We start from the raw sequence: 19,819 nt of genomic DNA, 5'->3' as shown, positions 1-19,819 counted from the left end.
AACGGCAGGTGCCCCGGGTGGCGCCGCCCGCCTACTTGCGCGGCAGCAGCAGGTAGTACACGCCGCCTTCGTTCATCAGCCCGGCCCGGGCCTCGGCCTCGGCGCCGAAGCCCCAGAACAGGTCGCCGCGCACGACGCCCTTGATGGCCGAGCCCGTATCCTGGGCGACCACCATGCGGGTCAGCGGTTTTTCGTTCTTTGGATCAAGCGGGTCCGTGGTCACCAGCCAGAGCGGCAGGCCCAACGGCACATATTTGGGATCGACGGCGAGGGAGCGGCCGGCCGTCAGCGGCACGCCCATGGCGCCCTTCACGACCTCGTCCTTTTCCACGCGGAAAAAGATGAAGGATCGGTTTTTCACCATCAGCTGTTCGGCGGCCAGCGGATTGGCCGTCATCCAGGCGCGCAGGCTGGGCATGGTCACGTCTTCGACCTTCATCACGCCCTGGGCCACCAGTTCGCGGCCGATGGAGGAATAGCGATGGCCGTTGCGCCCGGAAAAGGCCAGGCGCACATGACTGCCGTCGGGCAGCAGAATGCGGCCCGAGCCCTGAACATGCAGGAAGAACAGATCGATGGCGCTGTCGACCCAGAGCAGTTCGAGCTGCCGGCCCTGCAGGGCGCCTGCGAGAATTTCACGGCGGTCGAAATAGGGCAGCAGGCGGTCATCGACCAGCCGGCCAGCCAGCTGTTCGCCCTTGCGGTCCGGGTCGAACATGCCGAGTTCGACCACCACGATATCGCGTGGCCGGGCATAGACCGGATAACGGTAACGGGCGTTGGGCTGAAAGCTGCCGCGCAGCAGGGGTTCGTAATAGCCGGTGAACTTGCCGTTTCGTTTCTGGCCGTCACGGACATGGAAGGGACGGAAGCTGCGTTCGATGAAGAACTGCAGCTGGGCCGTGCTTTTGGTGTTGAGGGTTCGGGCTTCGGCGCAGATTTTCGCAAGATCGCCCATGGTGCCGTGTTCGGGCAGATAGCCGAGCGGCTGATCCGCCGGGCGTTTTGCGATCACCGGACAAGAAGCAAGAAACGCAGCCAAAGCGTCGGACAGCACGTCCGCGCGCCAGCCGGGCAGGGTCTTGAATTCGGCGGGCTCCAGGATCAGTTGGGGCGGCACCTCTTCCGGAGCCTGATAGTCACCGGCGGGCACGATCTTCTGGATCGCACCGCAGCCTGAAACAAGCGCGGAAACGAAAATAGCCAGGGCAAGCGCCCCGGGCTGCCAGCGGCGGCGGACGGGTGAGCCCCCCATCGCCTGCCTAGTCGGCACTATGGGTTGCGACCAGGGCCCAGTTGGGGTCGCGGGCCTTGGTGTCGCGGGCGAAGGTCCAGAAATCGGTGACCGTGATGACCTCATTCGGGTTGCCTTCGGCGACCTGGCCTTCGGCGTCGCGGGTCACGTTGACCTGTTCGGTCACGAACTTGATGGTGATGTTGGCGATGCGGCCTTCCATATAGGCCTCGACGATATCCACCGACTTGAAGCCGACCAGCGTATCCTCAACCGTATGACCGTGTTCCTCGCGGTCGCGGATCGCCGCCTCGAAATCGGCGAACACGCCCGGGTCCAACAAGGTCTTCAGGGTTTTCACGTCTCCGGCGGCGAAGGCATCCAGAATCATCTCGAAGGCGACGCGCGCACCGGTCAGGAATTCATCGGGCGCGAAATCGGGATCGGCGACCCTGATTTGCACCAGGCCGTTATCGATCGTGCCTTCTGCGGCGAAGTCGCCAGGATCGGATTTCGATTGCGGCGAATCATCGACCTTGCGCTCGGGCAGGGCGATGACCTTGCCGTCGGGCGCTTCTTCGGGCGGGACCGGTTTGAACGGGTCGCGATGGCCGCTGCCGTCGTTGCCGTCACGACGGCCGAGTACGCTGCGCAGGCGCAGCACGAAGAACGCCGCGACCATGGCGATGAGAATGATGTCGATAAACTGGAATCCGCCGCCCATTTGTGAATTCGGACCTTTTTGTTTTCGCCCCCGACGATGGGGGCTTTGGCGCCAAGGCGGCTGGACCCGCCGCCGGCACCCGTGGTTTAAGTTCGAACGCGTCCTTGTGCGCCAAGGTTAGCGGACCCCCGTGCCCAGGTCCAGCAAAGCTGCGGGCGGGCGGGCACCGTAACAGTAGCGACCCCATCGGCCCGGGCTGCTAAACTCAAGCCGCCGAAAGATTATCCGCCAAGCCTTTGGCCTGACCCTTGAGATAGTCGTAATACAGGATAACTACAACCCGTGGCCCTATTCATCCTGATCCTGTTCATCGCTGTCCCTGTCATCGAGATCGGCCTGTTCGTGCAGGTCGGCGGCATGATCGGCCTGTGGCCGACCCTGGCCGTGGTGATCCTGACCGCCGTGTTGGGTACGGCGCTGCTGCGCCATCAGGGGCTCGACACGCTGCGCCGGGTGCAGGACAGCCTGGCCCAGGACCGCCTGCCCGTGGCCGAAATGTTCGACGGACTTTGCCTGTTGATGGCGGGGGCGCTGCTGCTGACGCCCGGCTTCATGACAGATGCCTTCGGCTTTCTTTTATTCGTGCCGCCCTTCCGCGCCGCCGCCGCGCAGGCGATCGGACGCTATGTGCTGAGCCACGGCCGCGTTCATGTGCACACCGCGACCATGGGGCCGGGTCACGGGCCGGACCCCCGCCGCCGGGGCGGCGGTGGGCCAGTCATCGACGGCGACTTTGAAGAAGTCGCGCCGGAGACATCGGCACTCGACGATCACGGCCCCCCAAAGGCCCCCGGCAAACCACCCGAAAACCGCTAACCGGAACCCCCGCTGGACTGCCTTGGCGGTTGTTCCCGAACCTGATCCATGGTAGCCAGCTATCCGCCTTAAATACGGAGACGATCATGAGCGACGACACGACGCCCGAGACAGACGCAGCCGCAGCAAACGGGGTCAAAGAGGGCGATCAGGTGCCCCTGATGATCCACGGCCAGTACATCAAGGACCTGTCCTTCGAAATTCCCGGCGCGCCGCAGATTTTCCTCGACGCCCCCAAGGGTCAGCCCGAGTTGAATCTGAACCTGGACGTCCAGGTCGAGGGTCTTGCCGAAGACGTGTTCGAGGTCATTCTCGACATCAAGGCGGAAAGCAGGATCGCTGATAAGGTCACTTATATTCTGGAGCTGAAGTACGCCGGTCTGTTCACCTTGCGTGTACCGGAACAGCATCGGGCGTCGGTCCTGTTCGTGGAATGCCCGCGCCTGATGTTCCCCTTCGCCCGCGCCATCATGGCAGACATCAGCCGCGACGGCGGATTCCAGCCGTTGGTGCTCAGCCCGATCGATTTTGCTGCGCTTTATCAGCAGAACGTCGACAAGCTGCAGACCCAGGTTAAAAGCGACGCCTAAGTCTTAATCCTCCGCGGGCGGGCTGCGATCACGTAACCCAAACGGGGTCTTTCAATTTTTCCAGAAAGGCTCGATGCGCCGCTTCTTCTTCCGGAAGCGGCGCATGCGCGCGTGGCGGCCGGGCGACCCGCTCCACGGTGACGCCCTGGGCCCCGGCTTCGGCGGCAAGTTCCAAATCCGGCTGACGGCCGCCGATCAATTCCAGATAAACCTCGGCCAGCAGGCGGGCGTCCAACAAGGCGCCGTGCAAATCGCGGTGCGTGTTGTCGATCTGGAACCGCCGGCACAGGGCATCGAGGCTGGCCCCCGCCCCGGGGAATTTCTTGCGCGCCATGGCGACCGTATCGACGGCCTGGGCCAGCGGAATCGACGGCCGTTTCAGCCGCGCCAGTTCCGCATTGATGAAGCCCATGTCGAAGGACGCGTTGTGAATCACCAGCGGCGCGTCGCCGACGAAGTCCAGGAAGGCGTCCGCGATTTCCGCGAACAAGGGGTGTCCCGACAGAAATTCGACCGACAGGCCATGCACGTTGAAGGCCTCGATCGGCATGTCGCGGTCGGGATTAACGTATTGATGATAGGTGTTGCCGGTGGCGACATGATTGACCAGTTCGACGCAGCCGATTTCGACGATGCGGTGCCCGTTCAAGGGATCAAGCCCCGTCGTTTCCGTATCCAGTACCACTTCCCGCATGGTTGATCGTTCCTACCAATACCCGGCCATTTACCAAAAGGAAGAAGGCGCCCAGACCCGTCCCTTGCATGTCCGCAGCAGTTTGACGGCCCGCCGGAGATCCATCAAGGCCGCATGTCGGCCGATGCCCGTATTGACGGTGAAATCGGCGAGCCAGATTTTTTCCCGCACGGGCACCTGGCGGGCCAGGATGGCCTGGAATTTTTCCTCGGTCATGCCGGGGCGGGCCAGCACGCGGCGGCGCTGCAGAGCCGGGCGGCAATGCACCACCAGGACCGCGTCGCAGCGCGCGTCGCCGCCGGTTTCAAACAACAAGGGAATGTCGAGCACGACGAGCGGAACCCCACGCCGGGCACAGGCGGCAAGAAATTGTTTTTCCGAGCGCCGGACCAAAGGGTGGAGAATACCCTCCAGACGTTTGAGCGCCGCGTCGTCGTCGAACACCCGTGCCCCCAGGGCCTGCCGGTCGACGGCACCGTTCTTGACCACGCCGGGAAAGGCCGCGTCGACCGCCGCGACCGCGGCCCCGCCCGGGCCCAACAGGGCGTGGACGGCGGCATCCGCATCGTGAACCGGCAAGCCCAGGCGGCGTAACTGCGCCGCCGCCGTGGACTTGCCCATGCCGATGGAGCCGGTCAGTCCGAGGATGAACATAGCTGCCCGGCCTGCTCAGCCCTGGCCCAGATGGGCAAGGATATGCGCACGCAGATCCGGTGTGACTTGAGGGGCGGTGCCGAACCAGGCCTCGAACCCCGGCCGCGCCTGATGCAGCAACATGCCAAGGCCATCGACCGCCGGATTACCGCGCGCCCGGGCGGCGGCCAGCAGCCCCGTTTCCAAAGGCGCGTAGACGATGTCGTTGACCAGTGCTGCCGTCGGCAAGGCGTCGAGGGTAATCTCGAGCGGGTCTTTCCCGGTCATGCCGAGAGTCGTCGTGTTGACCAGCAGATTGGCGCCCGCGAGGATTGCCGCCCGATCATCCCAGTCATGCACGATGACGCACCCGCCCAGATCTTCGGCAAGGCGGGTCGCCCGCGCGCGGGTGCGGTTGACCAATTTGATTTCCGGCGCACCGGCGTCGATCAGCGCGACGATCACGGCCCGCGCCGCACCCCCGGCGCCCAGCACCACGGCGGGACCGGCGGCGGCGTTCCAGCCGGCGGCGCCTTCTTTTAAATTTTCCAGAAATCCGAAACCGTCCGTATTGGTGCCGGTCAATTTGCCGTCGTCCCCGACGATCACCGTGTTCACGGCACCGATGCGCCGCGCCAAGGCATCCACGTCATCGACCGCCGCCAACGCGGCTTCTTTATGGGGCACGGTTACGTTGACACCACGAAAACCCATCTTGGCCAGGGCCTTCAACGCCTCGGCGAAGTTTTCAGGTGCGACCGGCAGCGGCACATAAGCACCGTCGATGCCCAGGCTGTCCAGCCAATGGCCGTGCAGCACCGGCGACAGGGAATGGCTTACGGGCCATCCCATCACGCCTGCCAGTTTCGCCCGCCCGGTCATGGTCATCGTCTTCGGTCCGTTCCGTCGTCAGCCGAGAAGCCCCGCCGCCGCTACGCCCCGCCGGCGCAGTTCGCCGAGCAAGGCCAGCAATGGCAGGCCCAGGATGGTAAAATAGTCGCCTTCGATGCGTTCGAACAACTGCGCACCCAGACCTTCCAGTTGATAAGCCCCGACCGAGGTCAGGACCGCCGCGCCGGCACGGTCCAGATAGTCCGCGATGTCGGTGCGGTCGAGCGGCCGCATGGTAAGGTGCGCCACCGCATGGTGGCGCCACAAGATTTGTTCCCCGCGCGCCAGGACGACGGCGGAAACAAGTGTGTGGTCACGGCCCGCGAGGCGTTCGAGAGTCCTGGCCGCACCTTCCAAATTTTCAGGCTTACGCAGGCTATCGCCGCCCATATCCAGCATCTGATCGGCACCGATCACCAGGACGCCCGGATGACGACCGGCAACCAAGGACGCCTTGGCGGCGGCCAGGGCTAGGGCGACATCGGGGGTGTTCATCCCGGCCGCGCGGCAGTCCGCCTCGATTTTAGGTTCGTCCACGTTGGCCGGATCGACGGCAATGTCGAGACCGGCCGCACGCAGCATGTCGGCGCGCACGCGGCTGCCCGAAGCCAGGACCAGATGGGTCCCGGATCCCATCGTCACGTCAGGGGACCGGGGGCTTCCCCGCGGCGGCGGCTCAACAGCTGGATCACGTTGGCTGCCGTTTCCTCGATGGATTTGCGGGTCACGTTGATGACCGGCCAGTCGTATTTGGAGAACACGCGCCGGGCCTCGGTAATTTCCTTCGACACCATGTCCAGGTCGACATAATCGGTGTTTTCATCCTGATCCAGCAGGCGCAGACGCTGGCGGCGGATTTCCACCAGCCGGCGCGGGTCCTTGGTCAAGCCGACGACCAGCGGATGGGTCAGCTTGAATAGATCCTCCGGCAGCGGCACACCCGGCACGAAAGGCACGTTAGCGGTCTTAAGCCCTCGGTTGGCGAGATACACGCTGGTCGGCGTTTTCGATGTCCGTGATACACCGACAAGGACGACGTCGGCATCATCCAGATCCCAGGTCGATTGTCCGTCATCGTGGCTGAGGGCGAAATGCATGGCCTCGATACGGTCGAAATATTCCGCGTCCATGACGTGCTGGCGACCGGCCCGGCCCCGCACCTTGGCGTTGAAATAATTGCCCATGGCGTTCAGCACGGGGTCGAGGACATGAATATGCGGCACCATCAGGCGGCGGCAGCCGTCTTCCAGATGCCTGCGCAAGTCTTCGTGAACCAGGGTATAAAGCACCATCCCGGGCTGATCGTGGACAACGCCGAGAAGCTGGTCGATTTGTTCCGGCGAACGAACCATGCTCCACATATGCTCCTGCGCCTGGACGCTGTCGAACTGCGCCAGGCAGGCGCGCGCAACCATGGACACGGTTTCCCCCGTGCTGTCCGAAACAAGATGCAGATGGAATTCCTTCACGGGCGGGAAAACTCCGGCACAAGGGCGGTATGAAATCGGGATGGACTGTGGACAACTGGGACGTTTTCACAAAGCCCCGTTTCCCACGCGCTGACCGTTTATGGATACACAGGCAAAATGCGGCTGTAAAACACAATTCAGCCATCGAGGGAGCGGTAACAACTTAGATATCGATCCGATTTCATCCCGGCTTTTCCCGTTTCTCGCAGGACCAGAAAATGTCCGTGATTCAATCGACTGCTAAAACCTCGCCGATGACTGTACACAGCTTTGCGGGGGTGAAACGATCTCTGCGTTATGGAATCGGGATAACCTGTTGACGGATTTGATCCCCGTCATTCCACCCCCCTACTACAACATCAATAATCTTTATAAATACTTGTTTATTTGAATAGGGGGGGCACCCGTCTATGGTGCCGGACGGGTCTTGAGGGCCCATGAACGAACTGTCGGAGACCCGATCCCTTGCGTGCTTTTCTTGAACCCTTTCACGGTATCATCCCGGCCCGGCCGCCGGTCTGGTTCATGCGCCAGGCCGGGCGCTATCTCTCGGAATATCGAGACCTGCGCAAAACCGCGCCGAACTTCCTGAGCTTCTGTTATTCACCGGATCTGACCGTGGAAGCGACATTGCAGCCGATCCGGCGTTATGGCTTCGACGCGGCGATCATGTTTTCCGACATCCTGGTGATCCCGGATGCCTTGGGTCAGAACGTGCGGTTCGAGGAAGGGGTCGGCCCGTTGCTGGATCCCATCACTGACCGGGCGGGAATTTCGGCCCTGAAGACGGGTGGTGTGCTTGACCACCTGGCGCCAGTGTTCGAAACCCTGACCCGATTGCGCCGAGAACTGCCGGACGAGACGGCGTTGATCGGCTTTGCCGGCGCCCCCTGGACCCTGGCGTTCTACATGATCGAGGGGCGGGGCGGTGTCGACGGCGGCAAGCTGAAGCGCATGGCCTATGGGCAGCCGGACGATTTTCAAGCCTTGATGACGGTTCTGGAGGAGGCTCTGGTCGCCTATTTGTGCCGCCAGATCGAGGCCGGGGCCGAGGTCTTGCAGTTGTTCGACAGCTGGTCCGGCATTGCCGACGAAACCTTGTTCAAACGTTGGATCATCGAACCGACAGCGCGCATCGTTGCGCGCATCAAGGAAGCCCACCCGACGGTGCCGATCATCGGCTTTCCCCGGGGGGCGGGGCCCATGGTGGCGACCTATGCCGCCGAAACGGGGGTTGACGGGATGTCCGTGGACAGCCAGATCCCGCTTTCCTGGGCGCGCAAGAACGTTGCCGGGAATTTCGTTCTTCAGGGAAATCTGGACAACCAGCTGCTGGTCACCGGCGGGGAGGAGATGGACCGGGCGGTCGAACGCATCGTCGGCGACATGCAGGGTCATCCCTTCGTGTTCAATCTGGGGCATGGTATTTTGCCCCCGACGCCGCCGGAACATGTCGGCCGGGTGCTGGACGTGCTGCGCGGCAAGGCTGAGGGATAGGGGTCATGGCGGGAAAACGCGCGGTTGTGTTGTTCAACCTGGGCGGGCCGAACGGGCCGGACGCGGTCGAGCCGTTCCTGTTCAATTTGTTCATCGACCCCGCGATCATTTCCCTGCCCAATCCGTTTCGTTGGTTCATCGCCAAGATGATCAGCCGCCGTCGCGCCCCGATCGCGCGGGAGATTTACGCAAACATCGGTGGCAAATCACCGTTGCTTGAGGAAACTCAGGCGCAGGCGCGGGCGCTTGAGGGTGTGTTGAACGGGCCGGGCAAGCCGGAGACAAAAGTTTTCATCTGCATGCGCTATTGGCATCCGATGAGTGCGGAGACGGCCAAGGCGGTGGCTGCGTTCGGCCCAGATGAGGTAATCGAACTGCCGCTTTATCCGCAGTATTCGACGACGACCTCGGGATCCTCCTTGAAGGATTGGCGCCAAGCAGCGAAGGCGGCCGGGGTGACGGGCCCGGCGCGGGCAGCCTGCTGTTACCCCACGGCGGCAGGGTTCATCGCGGCCCAGGCCGATCTGGTCGCCGAAGGGATTACGGCGGCTAAGGAAACCGGGATGCCGCGCGTTCTGTTTTCCGCCCACGGCCTGCCGAAGAAGGTCATTGCCAAGGGGGATCCCTATCAATGGCAGGTCGAGCAGACGGCAGCGGCGGTGATGGATAACCTTCGCGCACGGGGGATTGATGGCTTCGATCCGATCGTCTGTTACCAAAGTCAGGTCGGCCCTCTGGAATGGATCGGCCCGGCGACGGAGGACGAAATCAAGCGCGCGGGGGCGGACAAGGTGCCGCTGGTCGTGGTGCCCATCGCTTTCGTGTCGGAACATTCGGAAACTTTGGTCGAACTCGATATCGAGTACAGGGAAGTCGCGGATCATGCGGGCGTGCCGGCCTATCACCGGGTGCGGACCGTTGGCACGGCACAGAGCTTTATCGCGGCCTTGGCGGAAATCGTTGAGACTGCTTCAGGCCCGGGGGGCCGGACCTGTCATCCGTCGGGGGCGCGGATCTGTCCCGGCGAATGGTCCGCCTGTCCCTGCGTGGCGTAGCGAGAACGGATCATGGAACTGAGTGCCGCCGCTTACGCCTGGATCAAGGCTCTGCATGTGATGAGCGTGATTGCGTGGATGGCCGGGTTGCTGTACCTGCCGCGGCTGTACGTCTATCACGTCGATGCCGAAGTCGGGTCCGACAAGTCGGAAACCTTCAAGATCATGGAACGCCGTCTGATGCGAGGGATCATGAACCCGGCAATGATGGCGTCCGTGGTGTTTGGCCTGATCCTGATGGCGGCGTCGGGGGTGGCGATCTGGCAGACGGTCTGGTTTCCCGTAAAGGCCGGGTGCATTCTGGTGATGATGGTGATGCATGTGTACTGCGGCAAATGGCGGCGTGCTTTCGCCGAGGACAAGAACCAGCATTCAGGACGGTTCTATCGCTTCATGAACGAGGTGCCGGCGGTGCTGATGGTCATCATCGTCATCATGGTGATCGTGCAGCCGGGTTAGGTTGTTGCTGCGTTGGCAGCAGATGTGAAGCCTTTGGCACAAAAAGTTCAATTGACTTGATTTTCCGCATTCGTTAATCATCCCATGTGCCGACGCGGACGGCATCCCGCCTCTTTCGGGCCTGGTCTACCAAAGGTCCCGCCCAATCCTTTTTCCATCGACCAACCCGGCCCGGGCGCGTCCGATGTCTCGCAACGGTTTCAACCGGCCCAGCAGGGGCGGAGAGGCCGTCCAGCAGACCCGCGCATCGCCGCGGCCAAGACGGATCGTCCGACCGACGCCTTTTCCGGCCCTTAATTCCTTCCGGTTTCCCCCCACACATCAATCAGGCCTCACATGAATCTCAAGGAACTGAAGCAGAAATCGCCCGCCGACCTTCTTGCCTATGCCGAAGAGTTGGAGATCGAAAACGCCAGCTCGCTGCGCAAACAGGACATGATGTTCGCCATCCTGAAGCAGCTTGCGGACAACGATGTCGCGATTTACGGCGACGGGGTCCTTGAGGTGCTGCAGGACGGCTTCGGCTTTCTGCGCTCTCCGGAAGCGAACTATCTTCCGGGCCCGGACGATATCTACGTATCGCCCAGCCAGGTGCGCCGCTTCGGCCTGCGCACGGGTGACACGGTGGAAGGTGAGATCCGCGCACCTAAGGATGGCGAGCGCTATTTCGCCCTGCTGAAGGTTAATCAGATCAACTTTACCGATCCGCAGGCGGTCCGCCATCGCATCAACTTCGACAACCTGACGCCGCTGTATCCGGACGAGCGGCTGATCATGGAAATCGAAAATCCCGAGCACAAGGACCCGACGTCCCGCGTTCTCGACCTGATCTGCCCGATCGGCAAGGGTCAGCGCGCCCTGATCGTGGCGCCGCCGCGCACCGGTAAGACGGTGATGCTGCAGAACATCGCCCATTCCATCGCCGAGAATCATCCCGAGTGCTACCTGATCGTGCTGCTGATCGACGAGCGGCCGGAGGAAGTCACGGACATGGACCGTTCGGTGAAGGGCGAGGTGATTTCCTCGACCTTCGACGAGCCGGCGACCCGCCACGTCCAGGTTACGGAAATGGTGCTGGAAAAGGCCAAGCGTCTGGTCGAGCACAAGAAGGACGTGGTCATCCTGCTGGATTCCATCACCCGCCTGGCCCGTGCCTACAACACGGTGGTGCCGTCGTCGGGCAAGGTTTTGACCGGCGGTGTCGACGCCAACGCCCTGCAGCGACCCAAGCGTTTCTTTGGCGCCGCGCGGAATATCGAGGAAGGCGGGTCGCTGACCATCATCTCGACCGCGCTGATCGACACCGGCTCGCGCATGGACGAAGTCATCTTCGAAGAATTCAAGGGCACCGGTAACTCGGAAATCATCCTTGACCGCAAGCTGTCCGACAAGCGCGTGTGGCCGACCATCGACATCACCAAGTCGGGTACGCGCAAGGAAGAACTGCTGGTCGAAAAGGGCACCCTGGCGAAGATGTGGGTGCTGCGCCGGATTCTCATGCCCATGGGCGTCACGGACGCCATGGAGTTCCTGCTGGGCAAGCTGAAGGAATCCAAGGTCAACAGCGACTTCTTCGATTCCATGAACAGCTGATCCCGGCCAATAGATCGAATCAAAAACGCCGGCGGGGTTTCCCTCGCCGGCGTTTCTGTTTTCAGGCGGTGAGCCCGATCAGGGGATCAGCACGCTCGAGCCCGTGGTCTTGCGGGCTTCCAGGTCCGTATGCGCCTTGGCCACGTCGGCCAGCGGATAGGTCTGGTTGATGTTGATCTTGACCTTGCCGGAGGTCACGGCGTCGAACAGGGCATTGGCCCCTTCGGCCAGGACTTCCGGGTTGCGGGTATGGGTCGCGAGCGTCGGGCGGGTCAGGTAGAGCGATCCCTTGGGCCCGAGGATGGCCGGGCTGATCGGATCGACCGGACCGGACGCATTGCCGTAGGTCGCCAGCACGCCGAACGGGCGCAGGGAATCGAGCGAGGCCATGAAGGTCGCCTTGCCGATACTGTCATAGGCCGCGGCGACGCCTTCGCCGCCGGTGTATTCCTTGGCCTTCTCGGCGATGTTCTCGGTCGAATAGTTGATGGTATGGGCAGCGCCCGCGGCCTTGGCGATTTCGGCCTTTTCTTCGGATCCGACGCAGCCGATCACGGTGGCGCCCAGCGCCTTGCCCCATTGGCAGAGGATCTGGCCGACCCCGCCGGCGGCGGCATAAACCAGGACGGCGTCGCCCGGTTTCACCGGATAGGTGCGATGCAGCAGGTAATGAGCGGTCATGCCTTTCAGCATCATCGCGGCGGCGGTCTGGTCGTCGATCGCGTCGGGCAGGTGCACGGCCTTCCAGGAGGGAATGTTGCGCGCCTGGGTATAGCCGCCCTTCAGCATCGGATAGGCGACGCGGTCACCGACCTTCTTGTCGGTCACGCCTTCGCCCACGGATTCGACCACGCCGGCGGCTTCCATCCCGATGATTTCCGGGAAGTTGTCGAGCGGGTACAGGCCCGTGCGCAGGTAGATGTCGATGAAGTTGAGGCCGCAGGCGGTCTGGCGGATGCGGATCTCGCCCTTACCGGGATCGCCGACGTCCACGTCCTCGTATTTGAGGACTTCGGGGCCGCCGGTTTCATGAATGCGGATGGCCTTGGTCATGGGAAAACTCCTCCTTGATGGTGGTCCCGGGCGGTTGGTCGCCCTGGGTGTTTTTTCGGTATGTGGCGGTATCTTGGTTACGGGCGGGGTCCGGTGCAAGCCCGTTGACGGGATTTGTCGGCGCTAAATCAGGGTCGCCCCTTCAAGCTGCAATAAGGCGCGTTTGGTCTCGACGCCTTCCCCGGCGGAATAGCCGGTCATGCGCCCGCCGGCGCCGGTGACCCGATGGCAGGGAATTAGGATGGGCAGGGGATTTGCGCCGCAGGCGCCACCGACCGCCCGGGCCACGCCGCCGATGCGGTCGGCCATCTCGCCGTAGGTTTCGGTCCGGCCATAGGGGATGTCCAGCATGGCCTGCCATACGCGGTGTTGAAACGCCGTCCCGCCGACGGGGGCGAGGGGCAGATCGAAATCCTTGAGGCTGCCGTCGAAATAGGCCGTCAGCTGACGCGTCGCTTCGTTCAGCAAGGGGGTCGAGCGGGATGCCGGGGCGCGGCCCCATTCAAGAGCCGTGAGCGCCCCCTGGTCCTCGAACAGGGTCAAGGGCCCGACCGGGGAGTTCATGGAGGTGTAGAAATCGCTCATGTCTTGGTGGCGAGGGCCTGGGACAGGGCCCCTGGATCGGTCATCGGCAGGGAACAGGTCGCACCCTTGCAAAGATAGGCGGCGGCGGTGCCGTCGACCGGCCCTTTACCGGCGGCGGGATGGCCGGACGGCAGGTCAGTACCGTCAACCGTGCGCAGCAGCACCAGGCGCGGGTGGCCCGAGGCTAGGGCGGCGGTGGCGAGGGTGGACGCGGCGTCCCCAGATCCGGCGACGGTGACCTGCACGGCGTTCTCGAGAATCTCGAACCCGGTCTGGAAGGTGGTTTGATGGGCGAGGTTGTTGACCTCTTCCGGGGCGAGGGCGGTGATCAGGGCGTCGGCGCGGTCACGATAGGCGGGGTCGCCCGTCAGGTGATACAGGCGGGCCAGGACCTCGACCATGGTGCCGTTGCCGCAGGGCACGGCGTTGTCGTGGACGGGCTTGGATCGGGTCAGGAGGTCCGCCGTGTCGTCGGCGGCCATGAAGTAGCCGCCGTTGTCCGCATCCCAGAAGTGCAGGTCGAGCACGGCGGTCAGGGATTTCGCATGGGCTAGGTAGGTTGTGTCGCCGGTGGCTTGATGCAGGGCCAGGGCCGCGCGGGCCAAATTGGCGTAATCTTCCAGTACGCCTGGATGGGCGGCCTTGTCGGCGCACCAGGTATGGAACAGGCGGTCGCCGTCCATGAGGTTTTCCCGGATGAAGGCGAAGACCCCTGCGGCCGTGGCCAGCCAATCGGGTCGGCCGAACACGGCGGCGGCCTTGGTCAAGGAGGCGACGGCCAGGCCGTTCCAATCAACCAATACCTTGTCGTCGCGCATGGGCGGCACGCGCTTTGACCGCTCGGGCAGCAGGATCGTGCGGCATCTTTCCAGCATGGCTTCCCGTTCCGGGTTTCCGAAATCGGCATCGGCGGAACGGTTGAGGATGGTGTTGCCTTCCCAGTTTCCTCCGGAGGTAACGTCATAGGCTTGTTTGAATGTCGCCGCGTCGTGACCCAGAAGGGCGTCGATCTCGGCCTCGGTCCAGACATAGTATTTGCCTTCGACCCCTTCCGAATCCGCGTCGTAGGCGGAAACAAAGGCGAAGGGGGCGGCGGGATCATCGGCGGAGCGCATGTCGGCCAGCATCCAGTCAATGGTTTCTGCCGTGCGCAGGCGGAACAGATCGGCCTTGGGGCCGGGGTCGAGCAAGGGCCAGACCTCTGACATCAGCTCGACCAAAAGGGCATTATCGTAGAGCATCTTCTCGAAATGCGGGACCAGCCATTCCGCATCCACGGAATAGCGGGCGAAGCCGCCGCCCAGGTGATCATAGATCCCGCCCTGACAGATGTTGGCCAGGGTCGCGGTCACGGCCTCGCGGTACATCGGGCCGCGGGTGCGGATAAAGGCCCGCCATAGGGCCTGGAAGAAATTGGGCTGGGGAAACTTGGGCGCGCCATGGGTGCCGCCGTTGACGGGGTCGACGAAACGCAGCATCTGCAGGGCGACGTCGTCAAGCGCGGCCAGGGTCATGGTCCCGCCGCCCTTTGGCCTGGCGAGGGAGGACAAGGCATCGCGCATGCGCTTTGCGTTGTCGGCGATCTTGGCGGGCTCGTCCCGGTAGGTGGCGGCCAGGCTTTCCAGAACCTGCGGGAACCCGGGACGGCCATACCGCGGTTCCGGCGGGAAATAGGTGCCGCCCCAGAACGGCTCCAGGTCCGGGGTCAGGAACATGGTCAGCGGCCAGCCGCCGTGCTCGCCCATCATGGCAAGCGCGCTCTGGTAGATGTTGTCCAGGTCGGGGCGTTCTTCGCGGTCGACCTTGATGTTCACGAAGTGGCGGTTCATGACCTTGGCGATGGCCGGGTTCTCGAAGCTTTCGTGGGCCATGACATGGCACCAGTGGCAGGCGGCGTAACCCACGGACAACAGGATCGGCTTATTGCCGTCGCGGGCTTCGGCCAGGGCTTCCGGACCCCAGGGCCGCCAATGCACCGGGTTGTCCTTGTGCTGCAGGAGGTAGGGGCTGGTCTCTTTGCCGAGTAGGTTGTCGCTCATGAATGCTCCGCTTTGGCCGCGCGTTTGATGGCCGATTGCCACGGGCGCGTCTCCTGGCTAGGTTGGGGTGCCGTGTCCTGCATACAAGCTGTTATTCGCCATTGCAAAGGATCGCCTCCGGGCGGCCCGCGGGCGAGGAAGAGGCGAGACCCATGAAGATTACCGTGAACATCGACTGCACCCCGGAAGAGGCCCGCAAGTTCCTCGGCCTGCCCGACGTGAAGCCCATGCAGGATGCCTTGATGAAGGACCTGGAGGAGCGGATGAAGGCGAACCTGTCCGCGCTAGATCCGGAAACCATGTTCAATACCTGGTTCCCCGCCGGGGTCCAGGGGTTCGAACAGCTTCAGAAGATGTTCTGGAATCAGATGTCGGCCATGTCCGGAGACGAGGGCCAGGCCAAGACCACCAAGAAGGACGATACCAAGTGAGCGACGCCCAACACGATGAGGTAGGAGATCCGCCTCTGTTCTACGACCGCCATGTTTTCTTCTGCACCAATGAACGCCCGGAAGGCCATCCCCGGGGAAGCTGCGCCGCAAAGGGATCGGTGAAGCTGCGCGATTACATGAAAGCGCGCGCCAAGGAGTTGGGCATCAAGGGGGTGCGGGTGAATTCGGCGGGCTGTCTCGATCGTTGCGAACTGGGCCCGACCCTGGTGATTTATCCCGAGGGTGTGTGGTACCGCTGCGCCACGCGGGAAGACGTGGATCGAGTTTTGGAGGCCCATGTGCGGGACGGCGGCCGGGTGCCGGATTTGATGCTGCGCCCCGGGGACGATCCGGAAAAAGCCAAGTAGGGGACCCCGGCCGAGCAGCCGAGGGGGGCCGGTGAGCGACCATACCATTTTTGCATTGGCAAGCGGCGGCGCCCGGGCGGGCGTCGCGGTCGTTCGCCTGTCCGGTCCCGGGGCGGGAGACACCCTGGCGGCGCTGACGCCGGGCAGGCATATGCCCGCGCCCCGCATGGCATCCCTGCGCGATCTTCACGATCCGGACAGCGGCGAAACCCTCGACCAGGCTCTGGTCCTAAGCTTTCCCGGCCCCGGGAGCTTTACCGGGGAAGATGTCGTGGAGTTCCACCTGCATGGGGGGCCGGCTGTGGTTGAGGGGGTGTTGTCGGTGCTTGGCCGCATACCGGGCCTGCGCCCGGCGGAGGCCGGGGAGTTCACACGCCGCGCCTTCCTCAACGGTCGGCTGGACCTGACCCAGGCGGAAGCCATCGCCGACCTGGTCGCGGCGGAAACCTCGGAACAGCGGCGCCAGGCCCTGGATCAGGCGGCGGGGGCGCTTGGACAGATCTACGAAGGCTGGCGGACACGGCTGATCGCCGCCATCGCGCATGTCGAGGCCGGGATCGATTTCGCCGATGAGGACCTGCCGGAAGACATCGACCGCGCCGCCCGGGATGCCCTGGTGGTGCTGGCGGGCGAGATTGCGGCCCATCTCGACGATGGACGGGGGGGGGAGCGGCTCCGCGCCGGGGTGCATCTGGCCCTGCTCGGCCGGCCCAACGCGGGCAAATCGACCTTGCTGAACCTGCTGGCCGGGCGGGACGCGGCCATTGTGTCGGAAACCGCGGGTACGACCCGGGACGTGATCGAGGTGCATCTCGACCTCGGCGGGGTGCCGGTCATCGTTGCCGATACGGCGGGCCTGCGTGACAGCACGGACGCGGTCGAGCGTGAGGGTGTGCGCCGGGCGGCGGCGCGGGCCGACAGGGCGGACCTTAAACTGATCGTTCTCGACCGCGCCGACTGGCCGAACGTACCGGATGATCTGCGCGCCCTGGCGGCGGACGGCCGGGCATTGGTCCTGGTCAACAAGGCGGATCTGGCGCCGGTCGGTGATGCGGGGGATCTGGATGGGGCGCCCGTGGTCGTCCTCTCGGCCCGCACCGGGGCGGGGGTGGACGACTTCATCGCCCGCTTGACGGAGGCAGTCCGGAGCCTTGCCGTGGCCGGAACGGGGTCTTCGCCGGGCCCGACGCGGGCGCGTCACCGCCATGCCTTGGAAGAAGCGGGGACTGCCCTGGCCCAAGCCCTGGACGGTTGGTCGGCGCGGGGGCCGGAGCTGGTGGCCGAGGACCTGCGGCTTGCCGCGCGGGCGATCGGCCGGATCACAGGGCGGGTTGATGTGGAGGATTTGCTCGATGTGATCTTCGCCGACTTCTGTATCGGTAAATGATCAACTTAAGATATCTAACTTATTACCCACTATATATTGCGTGAATTGATCACACAGCTATACCATGAAGCTGACTTGATATTTTCAAAATGCATTAATTGAATTTCCTATTTCGCTGGACTCCCGTGTTTGGCATCTCGTTTGCCCACCTGAGGCCCCAACCCAGACAGAATGTTTCACGTGAAACATTCCGCTCTCCGAGGGTTTGTTTGAGTGCCTGTAAGCCGGTCTTCGCCGGTGAAATGGTTCTTGGGCGGGGCGTCAAGGCATCGCTGCGCCCCGTTTAGGCGTCCCGCGAAGGTATTTGACTTGGATCAGCGGGGTTCCTACATTCCGGCCTGTGTTTCCGCGCCATGGGCGGGGCGGAAGTGGGATTTCCCGGAACAGGTCAGGCAGGCGGTCCATGGACCGGACTTTCGATGTCATTGTGGTGGGCGGTGGGCACGCCGGAACCGAGGCGGCCGCGGCGTCGGCGCGCCAGGGGGCCGCGACGCTGCTGCTGACTCATAAGGCCGCGACCATCGGGGAAATGTCCTGCAATCCGGCGATCGGGGGGCTGGCCAAGGGCCAGCTGGTGCGCGAGATCGATGCCCTTGACGGCGTCATGGGCCGCGCCATCGACCGGGGCGGCATTCAGTTCCGTATGCTCAACAAGTCTAAGGGCCCGGCGGTCTGGGGCCCCCGGGCCCAGGCCGACCGTAAACTGTACCGCCTGGCCGTGCAGGACATCCTGGCGGAAACCGAGAATCTGACGATTATCGAGGCCGGGGCCGACGACTTGATGTTCGGCGCCGACGGCGACTTGACCGGGGTGCGGGCCGAGGACGGGCGGGAATTCGCCGCCGCCGCCGTGATCATCACCACGGGCACCTTTCTGCGCGGTCTGATCCACATCGGTGAAACACGCATTCCCGCCGGGCGGGTGGGGGACAAGCCGGCGATCGGCCTCAGCTATACCTTCCGGCGTCTGGGCTTCGACCTTGGCCGCCTCAAGACCGGCACGCCGGCCCGCTTGGACGGGCGCACCATTGACTGGGCGGGTTTGGACAAACAGTTGGGCGATACGCCACCGGTGCCCTTTTCCTATCTGACGGAGGCCATCACCACGCCGCAGATCGCCTGCGGCATCACCGAAACGACCCCGGCGACCCATGCCCTGATCCGTGACAACATCCACCGGTCGCCCATGTATTCGGGACAGATCGAAAGCAAAGGCCCCCGCTATTGCCCGTCCATCGAGGACAAGGTCGTGCGCTTTGCCGATCGCGAACGCCATCAGATTTTCCTCGAGCCCGAGGGCCTGGATGATCCCACGGTCTACCCGAACGGCATTTCGACCTCGCTGCCGAAAGACGTGCAGCTCGCAATGCTGAAAACCATCCCGGGCCTGGAAAAGGCCGAAATGATCCGCCCGGGTTATGCCATCGAGTATGATTTCGTCGATCCGCGGCAGTTGACGCCGACCCTGGAAACCCATCGGGTGCCGGGCCTGTTCCTGGCCGGTCAGATCAACGGGACCACCGGATATGAAGAGGCGGGGGCCCAGGGCCTGATCGCCGGGATCAACGCGGCGATCCGCGCGGGGGCCGGCGGCGGGGCAGGGCCCGTCCGGGATTTCGTGCTCGACCGCGCCGATGCTTATATCGGCGTGATGATCGATGATCTGGTGACTCTCGGCACCCGTGAGCCCTACCGGATGTTCACCTCGCGTGCCGAATACCGCCTGAAGTTGCGGGCCGACAATGCGGATCAGCGGCTGACCCCGCTCGGCATGGGCATCGGTTGCGTGGATGCTGGCCGGGCGCGCGCCTTCGCCCGCAAGCAGACGGCCTTGACCCTGGGCCGCCGAATGCTGGAGCGCCTGGAGGCCAGCCCCAATACGCTGGCCAAGGCCGGTTTCGCGGTCAACCAGGACGGCGCCCGGCGCAGCGCCTGGACGCTTTTGTCCTATCCGGGGGTAACGGCGGAGACCATTGCGGCCCATTGGCCGGAGGTTGCCGAACTTCGCCCGGAAATCCTCGACCAGTTGACCATCGAGGCGGGCTACAGCCAGTACTTGATGCGCCAGGACGCCGACATCCGTGCTTTCCGTCGCGATGAGGGCCTGACCCTGCCGGGCGCCCTGGATTATGATGCCATCTCCGGCCTGTCCAACGAGGTCCGTGAGAAGCTCAAGCAGGCCCGCCCGGCAACCCTGGGGGCGGCGGCGCGTCTGCCCGGCGTGACTCCGGCAGCCCTGACCATCCTGCTTGCCCATGTAAAACGCCGGGACGCCCGTCTCAGCGCCTGACCAAACCATCC

Annotated in this window: 20 protein-coding genes; 10 read left to right on the top strand and 10 right to left on the bottom strand. The window is 63.8% G+C overall.

The window, feature by feature from the left end; genetic code table 11:
• Positions 1-31 precede the first annotated feature (31 nt).
• Together KFF05_17910 and KFF05_17905 are read right to left on the bottom strand one after the other, a co-directional pair.
• Positions 32-1,255, bottom strand: coding sequence for a murein transglycosylase A (locus tag KFF05_17910; GenBank protein UTW51739.1), 1,224 nt, complete (start codon positions 1,253-1,255; stop codon positions 32-34).
• Positions 1,256-1,262: 7 nt separating this feature from the next.
• On the bottom strand, positions 1,263-1,958 hold the full coding sequence (locus tag KFF05_17905) for a Tim44 domain-containing protein (GenBank protein UTW51738.1): 696 nt from the start codon (positions 1,956-1,958) through the stop codon (positions 1,263-1,265).
• A 282-nt stretch (positions 1,959-2,240) separates the two neighbouring features.
• Between KFF05_17905 and KFF05_17900 the strand changes: the two genes are divergently transcribed.
• Positions 2,241-2,774 carry an FxsA family protein gene (locus KFF05_17900; protein ID UTW51737.1) on the top strand — a complete coding sequence of 178 codons (534 nt, stop codon included), beginning with the start codon at positions 2,241-2,243 and terminating at the stop codon, positions 2,772-2,774.
• A gap of 86 nt (positions 2,775-2,860) precedes the next feature.
• Positions 2,861-3,364 carry a protein-export chaperone SecB gene (gene secB / locus KFF05_17895; protein ID UTW51736.1) on the top strand — a complete coding sequence of 168 codons (504 nt, stop codon included), beginning with the start codon at positions 2,861-2,863 and terminating at the stop codon, positions 3,362-3,364.
• 28 nt (positions 3,365-3,392) lie between these two features.
• On the opposite strand, the gene dnaQ is transcribed toward secB, so the two are convergent.
• Genes dnaQ through KFF05_17870 form a run of 5 tightly spaced genes read right to left on the bottom strand, consistent with a single transcriptional unit; the run spans position 3,393 to position 7,051 of the window.
• Entirely contained in the window at positions 3,393-4,058 is a 666-nt protein-coding gene (gene dnaQ / locus KFF05_17890) for a DNA polymerase III subunit epsilon (GenBank protein UTW51735.1), read from the bottom strand.
• 30 nt (positions 4,059-4,088) lie between these two features.
• On the bottom strand, positions 4,089-4,712 hold the full coding sequence (coaE, locus tag KFF05_17885; protein UTW51734.1) for a dephospho-CoA kinase: 624 nt from the start codon (positions 4,710-4,712) through the stop codon (positions 4,089-4,091).
• Between the two features lie 15 nt (positions 4,713-4,727).
• Complete coding sequence (locus KFF05_17880) at positions 4,728-5,579, bottom strand: shikimate dehydrogenase (GenBank protein UTW51733.1); 852 nt, start codon at positions 5,577-5,579, stop codon at positions 4,728-4,730.
• A gap of 21 nt (positions 5,580-5,600) precedes the next feature.
• On the bottom strand, positions 5,601-6,218 hold the full coding sequence (locus KFF05_17875) for a Maf family protein (GenBank protein UTW51732.1): 618 nt from the start codon (positions 6,216-6,218) through the stop codon (positions 5,601-5,603).
• Positions 6,219-6,220: 2 nt separating this feature from the next.
• Positions 6,221-7,051: a kinase/pyrophosphorylase gene (locus tag KFF05_17870; GenBank protein ID UTW51731.1), complete on the bottom strand. Its 831-nt coding sequence runs from the start codon at positions 7,049-7,051 to the stop codon at positions 6,221-6,223.
• Positions 7,052-7,516: 465 nt separating this feature from the next.
• On the opposite strand from KFF05_17870, the gene KFF05_17865 reads away from it, so the two are divergent.
• The 4 genes from KFF05_17865 to rho all read left to right on the top strand — a co-directional run bounded on the left by KFF05_17865 (position 7,517) and on the right by rho (position 11,655).
• Positions 7,517-8,548 carry a uroporphyrinogen decarboxylase gene (locus tag KFF05_17865; GenBank protein ID UTW51730.1) on the top strand — a complete coding sequence of 344 codons (1,032 nt, stop codon included), beginning with the start codon at positions 7,517-7,519 and terminating at the stop codon, positions 8,546-8,548.
• A 5-nt stretch (positions 8,549-8,553) separates the two neighbouring features.
• Entirely contained in the window at positions 8,554-9,603 is a 1,050-nt protein-coding gene (gene hemH, locus KFF05_17860; protein UTW51729.1) for a ferrochelatase, read from the top strand.
• Between the two features lie 12 nt (positions 9,604-9,615).
• The gene (gene hemJ, locus KFF05_17855) at positions 9,616-10,062 is read left to right on the top strand and encodes a protoporphyrinogen oxidase HemJ (GenBank protein UTW51728.1); all 447 of its coding nucleotides are present in this window, start codon (positions 9,616-9,618) and stop codon (positions 10,060-10,062) included.
• Between the two features lie 336 nt (positions 10,063-10,398).
• Positions 10,399-11,655, top strand: a complete 1,257-nt coding sequence (gene rho / locus KFF05_17850) for a transcription termination factor Rho (protein UTW51727.1) — start codon at positions 10,399-10,401, stop codon at positions 11,653-11,655.
• 78 nt (positions 11,656-11,733) lie between these two features.
• Here rho and KFF05_17845 read toward each other — a convergent pair whose 3' ends face one another.
• The 3 genes from KFF05_17845 to KFF05_17835 form a co-directional block, all read right to left on the bottom strand.
• Positions 11,734-12,708 (bottom strand): quinone oxidoreductase, encoded by a 975-nt coding sequence (locus KFF05_17845; protein ID UTW51726.1) that lies wholly within the window; start codon positions 12,706-12,708, stop codon positions 11,734-11,736.
• Between the two features lie 123 nt (positions 12,709-12,831).
• A complete protein-coding gene (locus KFF05_17840; GenBank protein ID UTW51725.1) occupies positions 12,832-13,293 on the bottom strand; it encodes a methylated-DNA--[protein]-cysteine S-methyltransferase in 462 nt (153 codons plus the stop codon).
• Positions 13,290-15,332: a thioredoxin domain-containing protein gene (locus KFF05_17835; protein UTW51724.1), complete on the bottom strand. Its 2,043-nt coding sequence runs from the start codon at positions 15,330-15,332 to the stop codon at positions 13,290-13,292. The genes KFF05_17840 and KFF05_17835 overlap by 4 nt, the downstream gene beginning before the upstream one ends.
• A gap of 152 nt (positions 15,333-15,484) precedes the next feature.
• On the opposite strand from KFF05_17835, the gene KFF05_17830 reads away from it, so the two are divergent.
• The 4 genes from KFF05_17830 to mnmG all read left to right on the top strand — a co-directional run bounded on the left by KFF05_17830 (position 15,485) and on the right by mnmG (position 19,808).
• Entirely contained in the window at positions 15,485-15,763 is a 279-nt protein-coding gene (locus KFF05_17830; protein UTW51723.1) for a hypothetical protein, read from the top strand.
• Positions 15,760-16,131: a (2Fe-2S) ferredoxin domain-containing protein gene (locus KFF05_17825; GenBank protein ID UTW51722.1), complete on the top strand. Its 372-nt coding sequence runs from the start codon at positions 15,760-15,762 to the stop codon at positions 16,129-16,131. The genes KFF05_17830 and KFF05_17825 overlap by 4 nt, the downstream gene beginning before the upstream one ends.
• Before the next feature lie 31 nt (positions 16,132-16,162).
• Complete coding sequence (gene mnmE, locus KFF05_17820) at positions 16,163-17,518, top strand: tRNA uridine-5-carboxymethylaminomethyl(34) synthesis GTPase MnmE (GenBank protein ID UTW51721.1); 1,356 nt, start codon at positions 16,163-16,165, stop codon at positions 17,516-17,518.
• Positions 17,519-17,921: 403 nt separating this feature from the next.
• Entirely contained in the window at positions 17,922-19,808 is a 1,887-nt protein-coding gene (mnmG, locus tag KFF05_17815) for a tRNA uridine-5-carboxymethylaminomethyl(34) synthesis enzyme MnmG (protein UTW51720.1), read from the top strand.
• Positions 19,809-19,819 lie beyond the last annotated feature (11 nt).

This window comes from bacterium SCSIO 12827 (assembly GCA_024397995.1).
Taxonomy (GTDB): domain Bacteria; phylum Pseudomonadota; class Alphaproteobacteria; order Rhodospirillales; family Casp-alpha2; genus UBA1479.
This window is presented reverse-complemented; position numbering and strand designations above follow the sequence as displayed.